We start from the raw sequence: 19,599 nt of genomic DNA, 5'->3' as shown, positions 1-19,599 counted from the left end.
CGCCCGTCCCCCCGACAGGACCCGATCCATGCCGGCTTCCCCGCCATCAATGCTTGCCGATCTGACGCTGGTGCTCGGCGGTGCGCGCTCCGGCAAGAGCCGCCATGCCGAAGGCCTTATGGAAGCGCTGGAGGGGCCGCTTGCCTATATCGCGACCGCCGAAGCATGGGACGAGGAGATGCGGGCGCGAATTGCCGAGCATCGGGGCCGGCGCGCGGCTCGGTGGATGACCATTGACGCACCGCTTGACCTTGCGGCAGGCCTCGCGGCTGCCGGGGGGCGCCCGGTTCTGGTCGATTGCCTGACGCTGTGGCTTACCAACCTGATGCTGGGTGAGCATGATATTCCGGCGGCGGTCGCTGCGTTTGAGGCGGCGCTTGCCGGCTACAAGGCGCCGGTTGTGCTGGTGTCGAACGAGGTCGGGCTCGGCATCGTGCCGGACAATGCGCTGGCGCGCCGGTTCCGGGATGAAGCCGGGCGGCTCAACCAGCAGATGGCCCGGCTGGCGGGGCGTGTGGTGTTCATCGCCGCAGGGCTGCCGCTGGTGATGAAAGACGAAATTCAAGGAAAGTTGCCATGAGCAAGGACGCCGTTCTCAGCGCCGAAGAGGCTGCCCGCCACAAGGAGAAGATGGCAAAGCGCAAGGCAGTGCAGGATGCCGAGGTTGCGGGCAAGACGGTGGAGAAGGGCCTGCTGATGGTCCATACCGGCCCCGGCAAAGGCAAATCCACCGCGGCTTTCGGCCTTGCGCTGCGCATGCTGGGCAACGGGCGCGGCGTGGGGGTGGTGCAGTTTATCAAGGGCGCCTGGTCCACCGGGGAGCGCACGGCGCTGGAGCGCCTTGCCGCTACCGGCATTGCCCCGCTTCACTGGCACAGTATGGGCGAGGGTTTTACCTGGGAAACGCAGGACAAGGCCCGCGATATTGCCGCCGCCGAAGCTGCGTGGGGCAAGGTCAAGGAGCTGCTCGCCGACCCGGCGCTTTCCCTCATCGTGCTCGATGAGCTCAACATCGCGCTGCGTTACGATTATCTGCCGCTGGAAGAGGTGGTGGCGGAGCTTGCCGGTCGACGCGCCGACCTGCATGTCGTGGTTACCGGGCGCAACGCAAAGCCTGCGCTCATCGAAGCGGCGGACCTCGTGACCGAGATGGGGCTCGTCAAACATCACTTCGCCGCCGGGGTGAAGGCGCAGCAGGGCATCGAGTTCTGATGGCCGCCCGCGCGCTTATGATCCAGGGCACCGGCTCCAGCGTCGGCAAGTCGCTGCTGGTGGCGGGGCTTTGCCGGGCGCTGACGAAGCGCGGGCTTATCGTGCGCCCCTTCAAGCCGCAGAACATGTCCAATAATGCCGCCGTTACGCCGGATGGCGGCGAGATCGGCCGGGCGCAGGCCCTGCAGGCCCGTGCCTGCGGCGTGCCGCCCGCCGTGGACATGAACCCCATCCTGCTGAAGCCGCAGAGCGAGATTGGCTCCCAGATCGTGGTGCAGGGCAAGGTGTGGGGGCAGGCGCGGGCACGGGAGTATCAGCAGATCAAGCCGCAGCTGATGCTGTCGGTGCTGGAGAGTTTCGGGCGGCTTAAACAGGCAGCGGACTTCGTGCTGGTGGAAGGGGCCGGCAGCGCCTCTGAAGTCAATCTGCGTGCAGGCGACATCGCCAATATGGGTTTTGCCCGGGCCGCCGACGTACCGGTGGTAATCGCCGGCGATATCGACCGCGGCGGTGTTATTGCCCAGATCGTCGGTACCCATGCTGTGCTGGCGCCGGAAGACCGGGCGCTGGTGGCCGGGTTTATCGTCAACCGCATGCGCGGCGATCTCAGCCTCTTTGCCGATGGCATGGAGTTTATTGCCGCACGCACCGGCTGGGCGCCGCTGGGGCTGGTGCCGCATTTTGCCGGGGCGCACCGCCTGCCGGCCGAAGATGCGATGGATCTGGCGGAAACCGCGCGGCGACCTGCCGGGGGCGACGGTGGCAGGCTGCGCATTGCTGTGCCGGTATTGCCGCGCATCGCCAATTTTGACGATCTCGATCCGCTGCGGCTGGAGCCGGGTGTCGAGCTGATCATGGTGGAGCGCGGTGGCGCCCTGCCGGTCTGTGACCTTGTCATCCTGCCGGGCTCCAAGGCCACCATCGCCGACCTTGCCGCGCTACGCGCCGCCGGCTGGGATATCGACATTGCCGCCCATGTGCGCCGGGGCGGGCGGGTGCTGGGCCTTTGCGGCGGTTACCAGATGCTCGGCCGCCGCCTTGCCGATCCGGACGGCGCGGAGGGGCCGGCGGGCGCGGTCGAGGGGCTGGGGATCCTTGAAATCGAAACCGTGCTGGCCGGTGACAAGACGCTGGAAGCGGTGACGGGCACCGGGCCAGGGGGTGCGACTTTCGCAGGATATGAGATGCATATCGGCCGCACGACCGGCGCCGATTGTGCCCGCCCGCTGGTGGAACTGTCAGACGGGCGCCGCGACGGCGCCATCAGCGCGGACGGGCGCGTAATGGGCACTTATGTGCATGGCCTCTTCGCTGGCGATGCGCAGCGGGCCGCCTGGCTTGCCGGCTTCGGGGCGAGGGCGCAGGGCGCATCTTACGAAGGCCAGCTTGAAGAAACGCTGGATGCGCTCGCCGCGCATCTGGAGCAGCACATGGATGTTGACGCTCTGCTGGCGCTGGCGCGCTGAAGGGGCTGCGTTAGAGCTGCCCGGAAAGCCAGCCGCCGAGCGCCGCGATCACCAGCATCTGCACAAGGCAGGCGGTGCGATAAAGGCCAAGCGCTGCGCGGATATCGGCGGCGGTTGCCTCCTGCCGGCCATGGCCCATCCAGAAATCTTCCACCTTTTCATCGCCATAAGTGCGCGGCCCACCAAGGGCTAGGCCAAGGGCGCCGGCCATTGCTGCTTCCGGCCAGCCGGCATTGGGGGAGCGGTGGCGGCGGGCATCACGCAGAACGGCCTTGATGGCGCCCACCACATCCTTGCCGTTGAATAGCGCGGCCAGCACGATCCAGAGCGCGGCAAGGCGCGAGCCGGGCAGATTGACCAGATCGTCAAACCGCGCGGCGGCCCAGCCGAAGGCCTTATGGCGCGGTGTCTTGTGGCCGATCATGCTGTCGGCCGTATTGATAGCCTTGTAGGTCGCGATGCCCGGCAGGCCGAAGAGTGCGGCCCAGAAAGCCGGCGCCACAACCCCGTCGGAAAAATTCTCGGCAAGGCTTTCAATCGCCGCGCGGGAAACGCCCGCTTCATCCAGCGTTTCCGGGTTGCGGCCGACAATGTGGGAAACGGCACGGCGCCCGCCGGAAAGCCCGTCCTTCTCCAGTGCCATGGCTACGTCGCGCACATGCGTGTGCAGGCTGCGCTGGGCGAGGAACGCGCTGGTCAGAAGCGCAATCGCCAGCAGGGCGACCCAGGCCGGGGCGAAGACCAGCAGGGCGATCTGCACCACGAAGGCGCCGAAAAGTGCGGCCGCAATCAACGCCACGAGCGTGACGACGCCGTTGCCTCGTTTCAGGCGCTCGGGCATGGTCGCCTCGTTCATCTGGCGGTCCATCAACCCGATCATGGCGCCGAACCAGACGACGGGATGGCGCACGAAGCGGTAGAGCAGCGGCGGCCAGCCGATAATCGCCTCGACAATGAGGGCGACCAGCAGCAGCGGAAGGGTAAGGTCAGGGCTCAGCATGATTGCCGGCAGCCATAACACAAGCGCGGTCTCCGCCGCCATCGAACATGGCGGCAGCCTTGCCATTGCGGAGCGGTTGTTTCCCGGTGCGCCGCGCCCGTGGATAGACCTTTCCACCGGCATTAATCCGCATGCTTACCCGCTGCCGGCTTTTTCTGCCGCCGCCTTTACGCGGCTGCCCGAACCGGGGGATATCACCCGGCTGGAGCAGGTGGCGCTTGCCGCTTATGGCGCGCCTTCCGGAACACCAATTGTTGCTGCGCCGGGCACGCAGGTGCTGATCAGCCTGCTGCCGCGCCTGCTGGGGAGCCGGCAGGTGGCCATTCTCGGGCCCACCTATGCCGAACATGCGGCGGGCTGGCAGGGTGTCGGCGCAGACGTGCGCCTTGTCGCCGGGCTTGAAGCGGCAGCCGGGGCGGATGTTGTCGTGCTGGTCAATCCCAACAATCCGGACGGGCGCCTCGTACCCCCGGCGCAGCTTGCCGGTTTTGCCGCGACGCTCGCGGCAAAGGGCGGGCTGCTGCTGGTGGATGAGGCCTTTGCCGATCTGGAAGGGAAAGGGGCGACCATCGCCCCGTTCTTGCCGGTGCCGGGCGTGCTGGTGCTGCGCTCCTTCGGCAAGACCTATGGTCTTGCCGGGGTGCGGCTGGGGTTTGCGATGGGCGATGAAGCTCTTGTCGACGCGCTGCGGGCGGCCATGGGGCCCTGGGCAGTTGCCGGCCCGGCGCTGGAAGCGGGGCTTGCTGCGCTTGCCGATGAAGGCTGGCGCAGGCAGATGACATTGCGCCTTGAAAGCGAAGCCGCCCGGCTTGATGCGGCGATGGAGCGGCTTGGCCTCAAGATCGTTGGCGGCACGCGGCTTTACCGTCTGGGCGAAGCCGAGGGCGCGCCAGCCTTGTTCAAGCGTCTTGGCAAGGCCGGCATTCTGGTGCGGCGTTTCAGCGACCAGCCCCGCAGGCTGCGCTTGGGGCTTCCGGCGGATGAGGCCGGCTGGCAGAGGCTGGAAAGCGCCTGAGCGCTGCATGCGAGCCCGATTGCGTCGATACAATAAATCCAGAATAAACTTGTAAATTCATGTTGCCATTTGAGGCCCGGCGCGGCATCCGTTTGCCCCTGATTTCAAGCGGAGACGAGGGCGCGATGGAGAAGGGCTGCAGCAAGGCAACGGTCAGGGAATGCAGGGCCTGGGCTGACAAGGCCGTCTCGCTGATCGAGGCTGACCAGCGCCGCTCTGCCGATACCCATCTGCTGCGCCTTGAGGTGCCCGCGCTCGCCGGCATCGATCTTTATTTCAAGGATGAATCCACCCATCCGACCGGCAGCCTGAAACATCGTCTCGCCCGCTCGCTGTTTCTCTACGGGCTCTGCAACGGCAAGATCCGCGAAGGGGCGCCGGTGGTGGAGGCTTCTTCCGGCTCCACGGCGGTGTCGGAAGCCTATTTTGCCCGCATGATCGGCATTCCCTTCTATGCCGTGATGCCGCGCTCCACCTCCGGGGAGAAGATCGCTGCCATCGAGCGGCAGGGCGGACACTGCCATTTCGTCGACGATCCGCGCACGCTTTATGCCGAGGCGGCGGCGCTCGCCGAGCGTCATGGCGGACATTATATCGACCAGTTCACCTATGCCGAGCGGGCGACGGACTGGCGTGGCAACAACAACATCGCGGAATCCGTTTTCGAGCAGATGCGGCTCGAGCGCTATCCCGAGCCCTCCTGGGTGGTGATGAGCCCCGGCACCGGCGGCACCACGGCCACCATCGGGCGCTATATCCGCTACAAGCGCCTCGCCACCCGCCTGCTGGTGGCCGATGTCGAGCAATCGGCCTTTTTTGCCAGCTACCGCGACAGCGATCCCGCCGCTACCTGGCCTTGCGGTTCGCGTATCGAGGGGGTGGGGCGGCCGCGGGCCGAACCGTCCTTCATTCCCGATGTGGTGGATACCATGTTGAAGGTGCCGGACGTGCTGTCATTGGCGGCAATGCGGGTGCTTTCGCGCCGGCTGGGCCGCCGTGTCGGCGCTTCCACCGGTACCAACTTCCTGGGCCTGTGCTGGGTGGCAGAGCGCATGCGTTCGGCCGGCGAGCAGGGCTCCATCGTCACGCTCATCTGCGATTCCGGCGAGCGTTACCTCAACACCTACCACGATGACGTCTGGCTGAAGCGGGAGGGCTTTGAAACTGCCGCTGCCGAGGCGGCTATTGAAACTTTCCTCGAAGGCGGGGCTTTCACGCTGCAGCCGGAATGGTGCGAGCGCTGAGGCTATCCTCAGGCGCTCAGATGCCGTGCCCTTCGGCGGCAATGGCCGTCACGATGGCGAGGAATTCGCGCTGGGCGGCGGTGCGGTAACGCTCCTTGTGGCTGAGCGCCAGAAAACGCCGACGGGGCAGGGTTAGCGGCAGTTCCACCAGCTTGCCGGCCCGGATGGCGCTGTCGACCACCAGACGGGACATCACGCTCGCCCCGGCGCCGGCTTCTACTGCCGAGCGTACCGCTTCGTTGGAGGGCAGCTCCAGCGCGATGTCGAGTGTGCCGGCATCGAGCCCGAGCACGGCGACGGCTTCCAGAAACATGGCGCGGGTGCCGGAGCCCCGTTCGCGCAGCACCCAGCGGGCTGACGTCAGGTCCTGTTTTGAAAAACTGTCGGCGCGCGCCCACTCGTGGCGGGGGCCGACGACGAGCACGAGCTCGTCTTCCGCCGCCGGCTGGAGGGTGAGCTGCGGGGCTTCCACCTCGCCTTCGACAAAACCCAGATCGGCGGCGCCTTCGGCCACGCGGGCGGCCACCTGCTCGGTATTGCCGATGAAAAGGCTGGTTTCGATGCCCGGATAACGGGCCTGGAAATGGCAGATAAGCGCCGGCAGCCAGTAGTTGGCGACGGTCTGGCTGGCGGCGAGCGCCAGGCTGCCGCGCCGCATGCCGGCCAGATCGGCCAGCACCGTTTCGGCAGCAGAGGCCCGGGCCAGCACGCCGCGTGCCTCGACAAGAAAAGCCCGGCCCGCATCGCTGAGGCGAATGCCGCGGCCCACACGGTCAAAAAGGCGGGTGGCATACCGGTTTTCCAGCGCCGAAATGGCGGCGCTGACGGCAGACTGGGTGAGGTTCAGCATCTCGGCGGCGCGCGTGACATGTTCCAGCTCTGCCACCGCCACAAAAATCCTCAGCTGTTCCAGTGTCATGCCGGTTCCTGTTGCTTGGCTGCCGGGCCCTTGAATGTCCGGGAAGACGCTAGCATTGCCGGTGATGTCCGTCACCGGATGGAGGCGGGGCTGCGGAAAGAAAGCCGCCCGAAGGCAGGGGCCATATCCGGGTTTGGCACCCGCGCCAACGCACCAAAAAATCGGGAGCGCGAAAAAAATACCGTCGTAACCAGTAGCGATTCTTTTTACGAAAAAACAATGACTTGGTTTGCTTTACATAAATTGGCGTGTCGCAAAATTGATTTCTGTCAAATTAATGCCCTGATCGGGGGCGTACCGTTGCCATAACGCGGCGTCGGGGACGTTGGCCGGACCAGATGCGGCACCTTCTGCAACCACGCGGGGGCTATGGCGATGCGCAGTCACGATCCGGGACAGGGTGGGGGGCTGCATGACGCAGCCATCTGCATCGAGTTTCATGAGCACACAATAATGGCGGCACTGGGCGAGGTCGGGCGCAACCGTCCGGCAGCACGGCGCATTCTGCAATATGAGGCGCGCATGCTGCGCGACCTTGGGCTGGTGCGCGAATCAATGGTGCTGGCAGGCGTCGTGGCCCGGCTGGCGAACTGATCCGGTGACAAGGCGCCGCCCGAAAGGGGCGCCCTGATATCTACCCATAAAGCGGGCCGACCTTGCGAGGTTGCGGTTTTACCGCCGGCCCCCTCAATTTTAGGGAGAGGCAAATGGACGATTTCAGCGTTCCGGCAGCAATCCCGTGGCAAAGCTGGGTTGTTGTCTGCGACGGGGCTCAGGCCCGCATCTTTCGCAATGACGGCGAGGCGAACCATCTGAACCTGCATCAGATGGCCGTGCTACCGCAGCCGCTGCTGGAGGCCAGCGATAGCCTCGACCAGCCGCGGGATGCTGACGCCGAAGCGCGTTTTCTGGACAATCTCGCCCACCGGATTGAAGGGGCTGTGCGCGTCGGGGCGATGGAGCGCTTCGTGCTGGTGGCCCCGCCGCAGGCACTGGAGCGCCTGCGCCAGTGCCTTGGGCCTCTGGGGCGCGATGCGCTGAGCGGCGAGACCTCCTGCGACATGACCCTGTTCAATACGGCAACGATCGAACGCCGGCTCGGCCGCCGGGTGCATTGAGCCATATCCCGGCATCTGCCGGGCATCTGCACCAGCGTTGACTGCTATAAAAAAGGCACCGGCCCCGATGGGGGCCGGTGTTTTTCTGTATCGGGCTGTTCGTGATGCCGGCTGGTTATCCGGCCTTTTCCTGACGGTAGACCAGCACGGGAAGGGTTGAGTGGGTCAGCACCTTCAGCGTCTGGCTGCCCAGCACCATGGCACCGAGGCCGCCGCGCCCGTGCGACCCCATGACGACGAGATCGCAGCCGCGGGCCCTGGCGGTGTCAATGATGACCTGATAGGGGCTCCCGTCGATCACCATGGTGGTCTCGCAGACAAGCCCCATTTTGCGGGCCTTGTCGGCAACGGCGAGCAGATGTTCCTCGGCTGCCTCTTTCATATGGAGCTCATAACTCGCGCGCGTGCTGGAAAGCTGGCCGGCTTCCATCGACAAGGTATGGAAGGGCTCGATCACCATCAGCGCGTGGACCTTCGCTTCCTGCTCGGCGGCGAGGGTAAGGCCCTTGTTGAGCGCCAGGCTGGCAAGGGGAGACCCGTCTGTCGGTAGCAAAATCTTCGTGAACATCGGCAATCCCTCCGGTGTGCGCCGGTCCGGTCAGGGCCGGTGCTCTTGTTTGTATTCCGGAAAACAGGATCGCTCCGGGAGGTCTGGATTTCGTTGATCTGCGTCAAGCTTGCCCCGGGGGAGGTGGGCGCGATCAAAGGCCCGGCAGCAGGTGGATCAGAAGCAGGGCGATGCCGGCGAGCGCCAGGATGGAGAGCGAGGCGGCGAGGCTGACGCGCAGGCCTGCCTTGGCCACCACCCGGATGTCGACGCCAAGGCCGAGCGCCGCCATCGACAGGATGGTGAGCAGGCTGGAGGTCTGCTGCAAGGCCGGCAGGCTTGCTGTCGGCAGCACCGCCAATGACCGCAGGGCGCTGAGGAACAGAAAGCCGACGATGAACCAGGGGACCAGCCGGTGCAGCGGCGGCATGCCGGCCTTGGGGCGGTCACCGGCGGTGACATGGGGCGGCAACTCGTCGGTTTCTTCGCGCAGCCGGCTGGTGAGCAGCGACAGGATGAAACAGACCGGGCCGAGCGCCAGCACACGGGTCAGCTTCACCAGCGTGCCCATCTGCACCGCCTGCGCCCCAAGCGGCGCGGCAGCGGCAAACACCTGCGGCACGGCATAGACAGTAAGGCCGGCAAGCGTGCCATAGGCCATGCCGCTCATCGCCAGCGCATGCCCGGCAACCGGCAGCAGCAGCACGACAAGAACGCCCAGCACGGCGGTAAAGGCAATGGAGGAGGCAACCTCGTCACCATCCGCGCCGATAACCGGGGCCACGGCGGCGATGGCGGAATTGCCGCAGATGGAATTGCCGCAGGCAACCAGCAGCGCCAGGCGCCGGCCGAGGCCGAGAAAACGGCCGATCAGATAACTGAGCGTGAGGGCGATGGCGACAGTAGCGAAGATGCCGACCAGCAGGCCGGGACCGTTTTTCAGCAGCTGCCCGGCGCTGACGGAAGCCCCCAGCAGCACAACGGCAACTTCCAGCAGCAGCTTGGCGCTGACATCGATGCCGATGTGCCAGAAGCGCCCGGGTGTCCAGAGGGTGCGTATGGCGGTGCCGATGAGGATGGCGAGCACCAGCGCTTCCAGCCAGGCTGCGCCGAACAGTGCATGTTCGGCTTTTTCGGCCAGCAAGGCCGCCGCCGTTACCGCCGCGCAAAGGCCAATGCCGGGCAGGGGGCGGATCAGGCTCACCAGCAAGGGGGCCGGATTGGCCGGGTGCCGGGCTGGCGGGGAAGAAGCAGCGATACTCATGTCACACCTCCGATGGGGTGACGTGACCTTGCTTCGGTGCGTTCAATTCATCCAACGGATAGTTTTTATATATTCAATCAATAAAATCGAACGAATTTCGAAGGCTTCGAACATGACGTTCCGGTAGTTGGGAACGCTCCTGCATGCAGCTGCGTTATTTGATCGTGCAGAGACCTGGCGCGCTGTCGGGCGAAACATGAAGGTCCGCCGCAGCAGCGCGAGGTATCAGGAAACAATTAAAGGAAGAAAGGCCAGCATCATGACCGCTCTTCGTATTGGCGCTGTATTGCTGCTTATCGTTGGCGCCGGCGCGCTCATCATCCCCTATATTCCCATTACCACCGAAGAAACGGTGTTCGAAGCCGGGCCGATCAAGGCCAAGGCGGAAGAGGAACATCACTTCCCGGTTCCGGCCGCTGTCGGCGCGGGCCTGATCCTTGCGGGCGGCGCCCTGCTGCTGTCGCAGCGCCGCCGCGGCTAAGCGGACAATGCCGATGCAAACCGGGGCCTTTTGGCCCCGGTTTTCTTTTGTCACGACATCAGTGGGTGGAAAACTATCCGCCAAAAAACTGCCCGCCCGGCGGCGGCACGTCACAGCTGCTGTTGCCGAAGCGGTTGATGCAGGTGGAAGTCGTGCAGGCGCGGATGGCGGCCGAGCGCCGTTCGGCATTCACATCCACCATCTCCCAGGTCGAGTAGGGCAGGTAAGCCCAGTAGGTATCGGGGTAACAGCGTGCCGGGGCGCCCGGCCCCCAGCCATGTGGATAACAGCGAAAACCGCCGGTCATCGGGGTCGGCTGCTGGCGCACCACCAGCATGCGCTGATAGTCGGCCGGGATTTCGGTATTGTAACGCGCCACGCAATCGGCGTTGGCGGCCTGCCATTGCGGCGAGGCACAGGCTGCGGCAAGCAGCGGCACGAGAGCGAGCGCAGTGAGGCGGACGGCGATCTTCATCGCTGGGTTAATCCTTGTCTCCCCCTGTCCTCAAAAACGGTTATGGACGGCGGGTAGTTTCAGGCTCGCACGGCCTTTTGTCGGATTTGCGGCTGCATGGCAGGCGCGCCTTTGCCTTTGATAACAGCCGCTCCGGGGCGGCAGCGGGGCAGGAATGTTCAGGAAGTGAAAAGGTCGCGTAAATTTTCCGCGACGCCAGACCGGCCGGCAAACCGCACAAATAAAAAAATAACAGCGCCACGCCAGAGGCGCGCACCGGTCATATTACATCTTTATTTTCAGAGAGTTGGCTGGGGGACCTGGATTCGAACCAGGGTTGGCGGAGTCAGAATCCGCAGTCCTACCGCTAGACGATCCCCCAGCACTCGGGGCCCGTATCCGGGGGCGCTGCAAGCGCTGCCCGAACCGTGGGCGCAGTGTCTATCCAACCGGATCGGGCTTGTAAAGAGGATGTTTAAGAGAAAATGCAGGAGGAAAGTGAACCTGCCCTCTCGCATTGGCTTTGCGCCATGGCCACCTCCCCGGTAACATGTCGGCAACATGGGCGCTCGGAGCGCCGCCAAGTGATTTCAGGAGGCCCCCCAAGGTGGGCAACAGAGGTAAGGACAACAACCGGGCAGGCCGCCCCCGCGGCTCGCCCGGCGACAGGTCGTCGCGCGAGTCCGCTCAGGCGCGCAGCGGCGGCCGTAGTACCGAGAACACTCCCGCCGTGGCCCGCAATGCCGGGGCGCAGCAACAGCAAAATGGTGCGCCGGCGGTGCGCCGGGAGCAGGGGCCGGCTGCCTCTCAGCAAGCTGCCTCTCAAGGCGTGTCTGGCGGTAATAACGGCGCTGCTCCCCGGGGTTCCGTTCCCCAGGTGGGCAATACGGAGCCGGCCGGGAATGGCCACGGCCACCCTTCCATGCCGATGCACCGGCGCCCGCGCGGCGGGCGGCCCGGTGGTAACGGCCCGGCCTATGCCGCGCTCGATCTTGGCACCAATAATTGCCGCCTGCTGATCGCCGAACCGGCGGCCGACGGCTTTGTCGTGCTGGATGCCTTCTCGCGCATCGTGCGGCTGGGGGAGGGGCTGGGCGCAACCCATCGCCTTTCCGAAGCCGCCATCGACCGCACGCTGTCGGCGCTGCGGGTGTGCGCGGGCAAAATCCGCCGGCGCGGCGCCATCTCCGTGCGCGCCGTGGCAACGGAAGCCTGCCGGCAGGCGGACAACTGCGCCGAATTCCTCGCCCGGGTGGAGGCCGATCTCGGCCTTAATATCGAGATCATCACCGCCGCTGAAGAAGCGCGCCTTGCCGTCAGCAGCTGTTCGCCGCTGCTGTCCGGTGCGCTGCCCTGGGGCCTTGTGTTCGATATCGGCGGCGGGTCCACCGAAGTCATGTGGACGCGGGTGGGCGAGGGCGGGGTGACGGAGATCATCGATCACGTCTCCGTGCCGCTCGGTGTGGTGGCGCTGGCGGAAAAATATGGCGGGCGCGATGTCTCGCGCGGCGCCTTCCGCGACATGGTGGACGAGTTCCTCGGCCCCATGCGCGAGTTTGACCGCCGGCATGGCATTTCCCCGCGCATCAAGGCCGGGGAGGTGCAGATGGTTGGCACTTCCGGCACCGTTACCACGCTTGCCAGCATCAATATGCGCCTGCCGCGTTATAACCGCGCCGCCATTGATGGCAGTTTCCTGCGCTTCAAGGCCGCCCGGCGGGTCGCCCGCGAACTGCTGGACCTGTCCTATGAGGAGCGGGCACAGCATTTATGCATCGGGCGTGAGCGGGCCGATCTCGTCATCCCCGGCTGCGCCGTGCTGGAAGCCATCTGCCGCGTGTGGCCGGTGGGCCGCCTGCGGGTGGCGGACAGGGGCCTGCGCGAAGGCATTCTGCTGGACCTTATCGGCGCCGACCGGCCGCAGGGCGCCCGCCCGAATGGCCGGGCCGCCGGCACGAGCCTGACGCCTGCCGCCCTGCCGGTGTGATAGAACCATTCTGACGAAAGAAAACGGCCAGCAAGGGCCCGAGACAAAAACATGAGCAGCTCTTCTTCCGGCACCCCCACGGGCCGCATCAAATCCACCCGCGTGCGCACCGCCAAGGGGCGCAAGATCTCCTCCACGCTCTGGCTGCAGCGCCAGCTCAACGACCCTTATGTGGCCGAAGCGAAGAAACGCGGTTTTCGCAGCCGCGCCGCCTTCAAGCTTCTGGAGATGGACGACAAGCTGCATTTGCTGAAACCCGGCCAGCGCGTGGTCGATCTCGGCGCCGCCCCCGGCGGCTGGACGCAGGTGGCGGTCGAGCGCGTCAAGTCCAGGGAAGGCAAGGGGTACGTGCTGGGCATGGATATCCTTGAAATCCAGCCGATTGCCGGCGCCACGCTGCTGCATGGCGACTTTCTGGCCGATGATGCACCCCAGCGTCTGTTCGATGCGCTTGGCGGGCAAGCCGATGTGGTGATCTCGGACCTCGCTGCGCCCACCACCGGTCACCGCCAGACCGACCATCTGCGCACGCTGATGCTGGCCGAGATGGCCTATGACTTTGCCTCGCGCGTGCTGGTGAAGGACGGCGCTTTCCTCGCCAAGCTTTTCCAGGGCGGGGAGACGAAGGAGCTGCTCGATATTCTCAAGCGCGACTTCAAGACCATCAAGCACATCAAGCCGCCGGCAAGCCGCGCGGATTCCGTCGAGGTCTATGTGGTGGCGATCGGTTTCCGCGGCGCCCGCCCGAAGGACGAAGACGACAATATGAGCCAGAGCGCGGAAGAGTAAGGAAAGAGGGCGGGCGGGGCTTTCTGCCCCGTCCTGCGGGGAGCTGTCCGTGCCTTCAAGGTCTGACGCAGGGTTCGGCGAGGTTGTACTTCGCCATTCTGCCAAACCTCCAGAACATGGACTGCCTTGCCCTTTAGCACAAGATGCGGCGCGCGCCGGTGCAGTCATGCACAATCGGCGGTTCACAAGGAAAACTCCCTGTGTATAGTGCGCGCCACTTTTTCGGCTGCCACGCCGGCAGCCATGGCCCTGCTGCCGACGGGAGGCCCCCTCCAGTGACCCAGATTCGCGAAGCCCTGACTTTTGACGACGTGCTGCTTGTGCCCGGCGCGTCTTCGGTAATGCCGGCGCAGGTGGATACCCGCACGCGCCTTACCCGCTCCATCGAGCTTGGCATTCCGCTGCTCTCCTCCGCGATGGATACGGTCACGGAATCGCAGATGGCGATTGCCATGGCGCAGGCCGGCGGCCTTGGCGTCATCCACCGCAACATGGATATCGACCGTCAGGCCGAGGAAGTGCGCAAGGTCAAGCGCTTCGAATCGGGCATGGTGGTAAACCCGGTCACCATCGAGCCGCAGGCAACGCTGGCCGATGCGCTGGCCCTGATGCAGTACCACCGCATCTCCGGCATTCCGGTCACGGAAGCCAGCGGCAAGCTGGTCGGCATCCTCACCAACCGCGATGTGCGTTTTGCCTCCAACCTGCAGCAGCCCGTCAGCGAACTGATGACCCATCAGTCGCTGGTCACCGTGCCGGAAGGCGTGGACATGCAGGAAGCCAAGCGCCTGCTGCACCAGCACCGCATTGAAAAGCTGCTGGTGGTGGACGATGCCTATCGCTGCATCGGCCTTGTCACCGTCAAGGATATCGAAAAGGCGCAGACCTACCCGAACGCCAGCAAGGACGAGAAGGGCCGCCTGCGCGTGGCTGCCGCCACCGGTACCGGTGAAGACGGCATTGCCCGCGCCGAAGCGCTGTTCGCCGCCGGTGTGGACGTGCTGGTGGTCGATACAGCCCACGGCCACTCGTCCCGCGTGATCGATGCCGTTACCACCGTGCGCCAGATGCGCAACTACACCCAGATCATCGCCGGCAATGTGGCGACCGCCAAGGCTGCCGAGGCGCTGATCGATGCCGGTGCGGATGCCATCAAGGTGGGCATCGGCCCCGGTTCTATCTGCACCACCCGCATCGTGGCCGGCGTGGGTGTGCCGCAGCTGACCGCCATCATGGATGTGGCGGCGGCCTGCCGTGCCCGCGGCGTGCCCGTCATTGCCGACGGCGGCATCAAGTTCTCCGGCGACCTTGCCAAGGCGATTGCCGGCGGCGCCGACTGCGCCATGCTGGGCAGCATGTTTGCCGGCACGGATGAAAGCCCGGGCGAGGTCATTCTCTATCAGGGCCGCTCCTATAAGAGCTATCGCGGCATGGGCTCCGTCGGTGCCATGGCGCGCGGCTCGGCCGACCGTTATTTTCAGGCCGAAGTTAAGGACACGCTGAAGCTGGTGCCGGAAGGCATTGAAGGCCGCGTGCCCTACAAGGGCCCGGTGGGCGCGGTTGTGCACCAGCTGGTGGGCGGCCTGCGCGCGGCGATGGGTTACACCGGCCACGGCACGATTGCGGAAATGCAGACGGGCTGCGAATTCGTGCGCATCACCAATGCCGGCCTCAAGGAAAGCCACGTTCATGACGTGACGATCACCCAGGAGACGCCGAACTACCGCGTCGGCTGAGGAGCCTGCCCGGGAAAACACCGGGCCGGCGACAGTCTTTGAAATTCCGGGCCGCGGCCAGTATGGTCGCGGCCCGACGTTTGTCAGACGCTTGCCAGACGTTTGTTTGATGTCTGCTTTAAGGTAAAGAGAACACATGACACCCGGTGCGCGGCTTCAGGCGGCTATCGACATCACTGGCAATATCGACCGGCGGCGCAACTTCGTGCCGGCGGATGCCGTCGTGCACCAGTATTTCAAGACGCGGCGTTATATCGGCTCCAAGGATCGCCGCTCGATCTCCGAGACCGTCTATACCGCGCTGCGCCACCGCTCGCGCATCGACTGGTGGCTCGCCCGTGTCGGGCTGGAGCCGGAGGCACGCTCGCGCATCATCGCCACGCTGCTGATTGCCGAGCAGATGGACCCGCAGAAGGTGGAAGGCCTGTTCGGCGGCGACCGTTTCTCTCCGGCTGAACTCACCAAGCCCGAATACAAGGCGCTGAAGGCGCTGGCCGGCCGCACCGCCGACCATCCGGAAATGCCCGAGCATATCCGCCTTGAATGCCCGGACTGGGCCGAGGCGCCGCTGCGGCGCGTCTTCGGCGACAGGTTCGCCCGCGAGATGGATGCCATCAACCAGCCGGCGCCGGTTGATCTGCGCATCAACCCGATGAAGATCACCCGCGCCGAAGGCCTCGACCTTTTGAAGGGCCTTGGTGTCGAGGCGCAGGAAACGCGCTTGTCGCCCTGGGGCTTGCGCCTTTCTGGCCGCCATGCGCTGGCGGACAGCAGCCCCTTCAAACAGGGCCTCTTGGAAGTGCAGGACGAAGGCTCCCAGTTGGTGGCGGCGCTTGCTGGCGCCAAGCCCGGCATGCAGATCGTCGATTTCTGCGCCGGGGCCGGCGGCAAGGCGCTGGTGATGGCCGCCGAGATGAAGGGCAAGGGCCGTGTGGTGGCCTGCGACGTCAACCAGCAGCGGCTTGACCGGGCCGGCGAGCGCGCGGTGCGTGCGGACCTGCATAATATCGAGCGCCGCCTGCTGGAGACGGAGCGTGACCCGTGGGTCAAGCGCCACAAGCTGAAGTTCGACCGCGTGCTGGTGGATGCCCCCTGCAGCGGCAGCGGCACCTGGCGCCGCAACCCCGATGCCCGCTGGGGCCGGGGCGGCCCCGATCTGGAAGAGCTGACGACGATCCAGAACAATGTGCTGGCCAGCGCCTGCCGTCTGGTACGCCCGGGCGGGCGGCTGCTTTACGCCACCTGCTCCGTGCTGGCGGAAGAGGATGAGGATTGCATCGAGCGCTTTCTTGCCGCGCAGCCGGATTTCCGTGCGCTGGATGTGCGCGAAGTATGGGCCGAGGTGCTGGGCACACCCTGCCCGGTGGAAGGGCCTTACCTGCGCCTTTCCCCCGGCAGCCATGACACGGACGGCTTCTTCTGCGCCGTGCTGGAACGCGCCCCGGCGGAAGAGGCGGCGGCGCCTGCCTGAGGCGGCTTTTGCCGCCCTTTGGCACAAGCGGGTGTGAAAAGCGGCAGGATCCGGCAAAATCCGCCTCATACTCTCCTTTCGGAGGGCTGGCCACTGCCCTGAATTTGGGTATGGTATTGCCTGCACCTGTTAAGCGGCAGCGCTTCAAGGCTGCCGGAACAGGCGCATCACCTTGCTTTGGGTAAGGGGGAGGCTGCCATGGCTGTGGAATATGCGATCCGTCCGGCACGGTTTGAGGATGCTCAGGCCATTGCGGGGGTGCATGTGGAGGCCTGGCGTGCCACCTATGCCGGGCTGCTGCCGGGCGAATATCTCTCCGGCCTTTCCGTGCGCGAACGCGCCCGCAACCGCCGCACCGCGCTGGCGGACCAGGAAGGTGTGCGGCAAACCTTTGTTATTGAAGCCCGCCAGACCGGCGCTTCTTCCCGCAAGGGAGCCAAGGCAGCGCCGGTGCGCATCGTGGGTTTTGGCGATTGTGGCCCGGCCCGGGGCGGCCCCACACGCTCGACCGGCGAGTTCTACGCCATCTACCTTGCCAGCGACGTGCAGAATATCGGCCTTGGCCGCGCGCTTATGGCGGTGATGGCGCGCCATCTGCTGCGGTATGGCGTGCAGGATGCTGTGGTGTGGGCCCTTGGCGGCAACCGGCAGGCTCACTGGTTTTACGAGCGCCTGGGCGGCATGGCCTGCGGCGAGCGACCGCTGGCGATTGCCGGGCAGAGCTATAGCGAGGTCGCATATTGCTGGGATGATCTGACGGTGCTGGCCAGCGCGGTTGACGCGTAAGGGCCGGGGCAGGGCCTTCAAATCGGGCCGCTAACAGAGCCCCTTACCATCGGCACCGCCTGCCAATATCGGTGAAATTGAGCTCCCCGTGAAGATATGAAAATTGCGTGACGGCCCTGCAAGCCGCGCGGCTTGCGCGGGGGCACCCCCGCGCGTATGGTGCGGCCACTTTTTAAAAGGCGGGCTCGGCCGGGGGCGTTAAAAGCGCCATCCCTGATGGTCAGCAAAGCCCCAGGCGTTGCCCGTCTTCCCCTCAAAGTTCCTCAGGGATGGTGCGCGCCGATGCATGACCGCATTCTCATTCTCGATTTCGGATCGCAGGTTACCCAGCTGATCGCCCGGCGCCTGCGCGAGAGCGGCGTTTACTGCGAAATCCATCCCTTCTCGATGTCTGAAGAGGCGCTGCGCGCCTATAACCCCAAGGGCATCATCCTTTCCGGCAGCCCGGCCTCGACGACGGAAGAGGGCAGCCCCCGCGCGCCGGAAGCCGTCTTTACCCTCGGCGTGCCGGTGCTCGGCATTTGTTACGGCCAGCAGACCATGTGCATGCAGCTGGGCGGCAAGGTGGAAGGCTCCGACCATCAGGAATATGGCCGTGCGCTCGTCAATGTCGAGCAGGAGTGCAAGCTCTTCGACGGCACCTGGAGCGTCGGCAGCACTGAAGAAGTGTGGATGAGCCATGGTGACCGTGTGGTCGCCATTCCCGAAGGGTTCCGTGTCGTGGCCCGCAGCGAGGGCGCGCCCTTCGCCATCATCGCCGACGATGCCCGCCAGTTCTACGGCGTGCAGTTCCACCCTGAAGTGGTGCACACCCCGCATGGCGCGCAGTTCCTGCGCAACTTCACCCATGGCGTAGTGGGCTGCACCGGCGACTGGACCATGGCCGCCTATCGCGACCAGGCCATTGCCACTATCCGCAAGCAGGTGGGTTCGTCGCGCGTGCTCTGCGCGCTTTCCGGCGGTGTGGACAGCTCCGTTGCCGCCGTGCTCATCCATGAGGCCATCGGCTCGCAGCTCACCTGCGTCTTCGTCGATACCGGCCTGATGCGCCAGGGCGAGGCGGAGCAGGTGGTGAGCCTCTTCCGCGACCATTACAACATCCCGCTGGTACATGTGGAGGCGGAGGAGCTGTTCCTCGGCAAGCTCGCCGGCGTATCCGACCCCGAGACCAAGCGCAAGATCATCGGCGGCCTCTTCATCGATGTGTTCGATGCCGAAGCGGCAAAACTCGGCGGCGCCGATTTCCTCGCCCAGGGCACGCTCTATCCGGACGTGATCGAGAGCGTGTCGCTCGGCGGCCCCAGCTCCACCATCAAGTCCCACCACAATGTGGGCGGCCTGCCGGCCCGCATGAAGATGAAGCTGGTGGAGCCGCTGCGCGAGCTCTTCAAGGACGAAGTGCGCGCCCTTGGCCGCGAGCTTGGCTTGCCGGACGCCTTCATCGCCCGCCACCCGTTCCCGGGTCCAGGTCTCGCCATTCGCCTGCCCGGTGAAGTGACGAAGGAAAAGGCCGACATCCTGCGCAAGGCCGACGCCATCTATCTCGACGAGATCCGCAAGGCGGGCCTCTATGACAAGATCTGGCAGGCTTTTGCTGTGCTGCTGCCGGTCAAGACCGTGGGCGTGATGGGCGATGCCCGCACCTACGAGCATGTCTGCGCCGTGCGCGCCGTCAGTTCCACCGACGGCATGACCGCCGATTATTTCCCCATCCCGCACGATGTGCTGGGCCGCATCGCCACCCGCATCATCAACGAGGTGCGCGGCATCAACCGCGTCGTCTACGACATCACCTCGAAGCCGCCGGGGACGATTGAGTGGGAATGATCCCGCGTCAGGCATAGACTGGCACCAAAGAGCATTAAAACACCCCTAAGCCCGCGTAATTGCGGGCTTTTTTCGTTCTTGGCGTGGCACTATCTGGCAAATTTTCGCATCGCCAAGCACCCCGTTTCTATGGCATGGTAGATGGTACGATTTGAACCTGATGCCATGTTCGGCACTCGATACCATGCCGCCTCTGATGGGGTGTTCATGGTATCGAATTTATGTAACCCATTGTCCTGAAAGAAATTTTTTGAGGATATGTGGGGCTTTTTGAGCATGGTAT

Annotated in this window: 19 protein-coding genes and 1 tRNA gene; 14 read left to right on the top strand and 6 right to left on the bottom strand. The window is 65.1% G+C overall.

The genetic code is table 11. The features are described 5' to 3' along the window. Positions 1 to 28: 28 nt before the first annotated feature. From cobU to QTL98_RS12630, 3 genes are read left to right on the top strand one after another with little or no spacing between them, the layout of a single operon-like run. A complete protein-coding gene (gene cobU, locus QTL98_RS12640) occupies positions 29 to 580 on the top strand; it encodes a bifunctional adenosylcobinamide kinase/adenosylcobinamide-phosphate guanylyltransferase (protein WP_445678824.1) in 552 nt (183 codons plus the stop codon). Beyond that, positions 577 to 1,212: a cob(I)yrinic acid a,c-diamide adenosyltransferase gene (gene cobO / locus QTL98_RS12635; protein ID WP_445678823.1), complete on the top strand. Its 636-nt coding sequence runs from the start codon at positions 577 to 579 to the stop codon at positions 1,210 to 1,212. Before cobU ends, cobO begins: the two co-directional genes overlap by 4 nt. Further along, positions 1,212 to 2,678 carry a cobyric acid synthase gene (locus QTL98_RS12630; protein WP_445678822.1) on the top strand — a complete coding sequence of 489 codons (1,467 nt, stop codon included), beginning with the start codon at positions 1,212 to 1,214 and terminating at the stop codon, positions 2,676 to 2,678. The genes cobO and QTL98_RS12630 overlap by 1 nt, the downstream gene beginning before the upstream one ends. Positions 2,679 to 2,688: 10 nt before the next feature. Here QTL98_RS12630 and cbiB read toward each other — a convergent pair whose 3' ends face one another. Continuing rightward, entirely contained in the window at positions 2,689 to 3,678 is a 990-nt protein-coding gene (gene cbiB / locus QTL98_RS12625) for an adenosylcobinamide-phosphate synthase CbiB (RefSeq protein WP_445678821.1), read from the bottom strand. Between cbiB and cobD the strand changes: the two genes are divergently transcribed. Both cobD and QTL98_RS12615 read left to right on the top strand, forming a co-directional pair. Next, positions 3,677 to 4,693 (top strand): threonine-phosphate decarboxylase CobD, encoded by a 1,017-nt coding sequence (gene cobD / locus QTL98_RS12620; RefSeq protein ID WP_445678820.1) that lies wholly within the window; start codon positions 3,677 to 3,679, stop codon positions 4,691 to 4,693. The genes cbiB and cobD overlap by 2 nt on opposite strands. Positions 4,694 to 4,818: 125 nt before the next feature. Next, a complete protein-coding gene (locus QTL98_RS12615) occupies positions 4,819 to 5,937 on the top strand; it encodes a PLP-dependent cysteine synthase family protein (RefSeq protein ID WP_445678819.1) in 1,119 nt (372 codons plus the stop codon). A 16-nt stretch (positions 5,938 to 5,953) separates the two neighbouring features. Here QTL98_RS12615 and QTL98_RS12610 read toward each other — a convergent pair whose 3' ends face one another. Beyond that, positions 5,954 to 6,856: a LysR family transcriptional regulator gene (locus QTL98_RS12610; protein WP_445678818.1), complete on the bottom strand. Its 903-nt coding sequence runs from the start codon at positions 6,854 to 6,856 to the stop codon at positions 5,954 to 5,956. Positions 6,857 to 7,231: 375 nt separating this feature from the next. Between QTL98_RS12610 and QTL98_RS12605 the strand changes: the two genes are divergently transcribed. Both QTL98_RS12605 and QTL98_RS12600 read left to right on the top strand, forming a co-directional pair. Then, positions 7,232 to 7,450: a hypothetical protein gene (locus QTL98_RS12605; protein ID WP_445678817.1), complete on the top strand. Its 219-nt coding sequence runs from the start codon at positions 7,232 to 7,234 to the stop codon at positions 7,448 to 7,450. A gap of 113 nt (positions 7,451 to 7,563) precedes the next feature. Continuing rightward, a complete protein-coding gene (locus QTL98_RS12600) occupies positions 7,564 to 7,974 on the top strand; it encodes a baeRF12 domain-containing protein (protein WP_445678816.1) in 411 nt (136 codons plus the stop codon). A gap of 115 nt (positions 7,975 to 8,089) precedes the next feature. On the opposite strand, the gene QTL98_RS12595 is transcribed toward QTL98_RS12600, so the two are convergent. Together QTL98_RS12595 and QTL98_RS12590 are read right to left on the bottom strand one after the other, a co-directional pair. Then, complete coding sequence (locus QTL98_RS12595; RefSeq protein WP_445678815.1) at positions 8,090 to 8,542, bottom strand: universal stress protein; 453 nt, start codon at positions 8,540 to 8,542, stop codon at positions 8,090 to 8,092. 133 nt (positions 8,543 to 8,675) lie between these two features. After that, positions 8,676 to 9,785, bottom strand: coding sequence for a YeiH family protein (locus QTL98_RS12590; protein WP_445678814.1), 1,110 nt, complete (start codon positions 9,783 to 9,785; stop codon positions 8,676 to 8,678). A gap of 259 nt (positions 9,786 to 10,044) precedes the next feature. Here QTL98_RS12590 and QTL98_RS12585 point away from each other — a divergent pair, with 259 nt between their 5' ends. Further along, positions 10,045 to 10,266 (top strand): hypothetical protein, encoded by a 222-nt coding sequence (locus QTL98_RS12585; protein ID WP_445678813.1) that lies wholly within the window; start codon positions 10,045 to 10,047, stop codon positions 10,264 to 10,266. A gap of 73 nt (positions 10,267 to 10,339) precedes the next feature. On the opposite strand, the gene QTL98_RS12580 is transcribed toward QTL98_RS12585, so the two are convergent. Both QTL98_RS12580 and QTL98_RS12575 read right to left on the bottom strand, forming a co-directional pair. Beyond that, positions 10,340 to 10,741, bottom strand: coding sequence for a hypothetical protein (locus QTL98_RS12580; protein ID WP_445678812.1), 402 nt, complete (start codon positions 10,739 to 10,741; stop codon positions 10,340 to 10,342). A 287-nt stretch (positions 10,742 to 11,028) separates the two neighbouring features. Then, positions 11,029 to 11,102: transfer RNA gene (locus QTL98_RS12575), tRNA-Gln, on the bottom strand. 540 nt (positions 11,103 to 11,642) lie between these two features. Between QTL98_RS12575 and QTL98_RS12570 the strand changes: the two genes are divergently transcribed. From QTL98_RS12570 to guaA, 6 genes are all read left to right on the top strand, one after another. Beyond that, complete coding sequence (locus QTL98_RS12570) at positions 11,643 to 12,707, top strand: Ppx/GppA phosphatase family protein (RefSeq protein ID WP_445678811.1); 1,065 nt, start codon at positions 11,643 to 11,645, stop codon at positions 12,705 to 12,707. Between the two features lie 51 nt (positions 12,708 to 12,758). Next, positions 12,759 to 13,496 (top strand): RlmE family RNA methyltransferase, encoded by a 738-nt coding sequence (locus tag QTL98_RS12565; protein ID WP_445678810.1) that lies wholly within the window; start codon positions 12,759 to 12,761, stop codon positions 13,494 to 13,496. A 341-nt stretch (positions 13,497 to 13,837) separates the two neighbouring features. Continuing rightward, complete coding sequence (guaB, locus tag QTL98_RS12560; RefSeq protein WP_445682149.1) at positions 13,838 to 15,232, top strand: IMP dehydrogenase; 1,395 nt, start codon at positions 13,838 to 13,840, stop codon at positions 15,230 to 15,232. Between the two features lie 136 nt (positions 15,233 to 15,368). Beyond that, the gene (locus QTL98_RS12555) at positions 15,369 to 16,703 is read left to right on the top strand and encodes an RsmB/NOP family class I SAM-dependent RNA methyltransferase (RefSeq protein ID WP_445678809.1); all 1,335 of its coding nucleotides are present in this window, start codon (positions 15,369 to 15,371) and stop codon (positions 16,701 to 16,703) included. Positions 16,704 to 16,901: 198 nt separating this feature from the next. Further along, positions 16,902 to 17,489, top strand: a complete 588-nt coding sequence (locus tag QTL98_RS12550) for a GNAT family N-acetyltransferase (protein ID WP_445678808.1) — start codon at positions 16,902 to 16,904, stop codon at positions 17,487 to 17,489. Between the two features lie 282 nt (positions 17,490 to 17,771). Continuing rightward, positions 17,772 to 19,316 (top strand): glutamine-hydrolyzing GMP synthase, encoded by a 1,545-nt coding sequence (gene guaA / locus QTL98_RS12545; protein WP_510637487.1) that lies wholly within the window; start codon positions 17,772 to 17,774, stop codon positions 19,314 to 19,316. Positions 19,317 to 19,599 lie beyond the last annotated feature (283 nt).

The sequence above is a fragment of the Radicibacter daui genome (assembly GCA_030657355.1).
Lineage (GTDB): Bacteria > Pseudomonadota > Alphaproteobacteria > Radicibacterales > Radicibacteraceae > Radicibacter > Radicibacter daui.
Note: the sequence above shows the minus strand (reverse complement) of the source record. Positions and strands in the feature narration are given on the sequence as shown.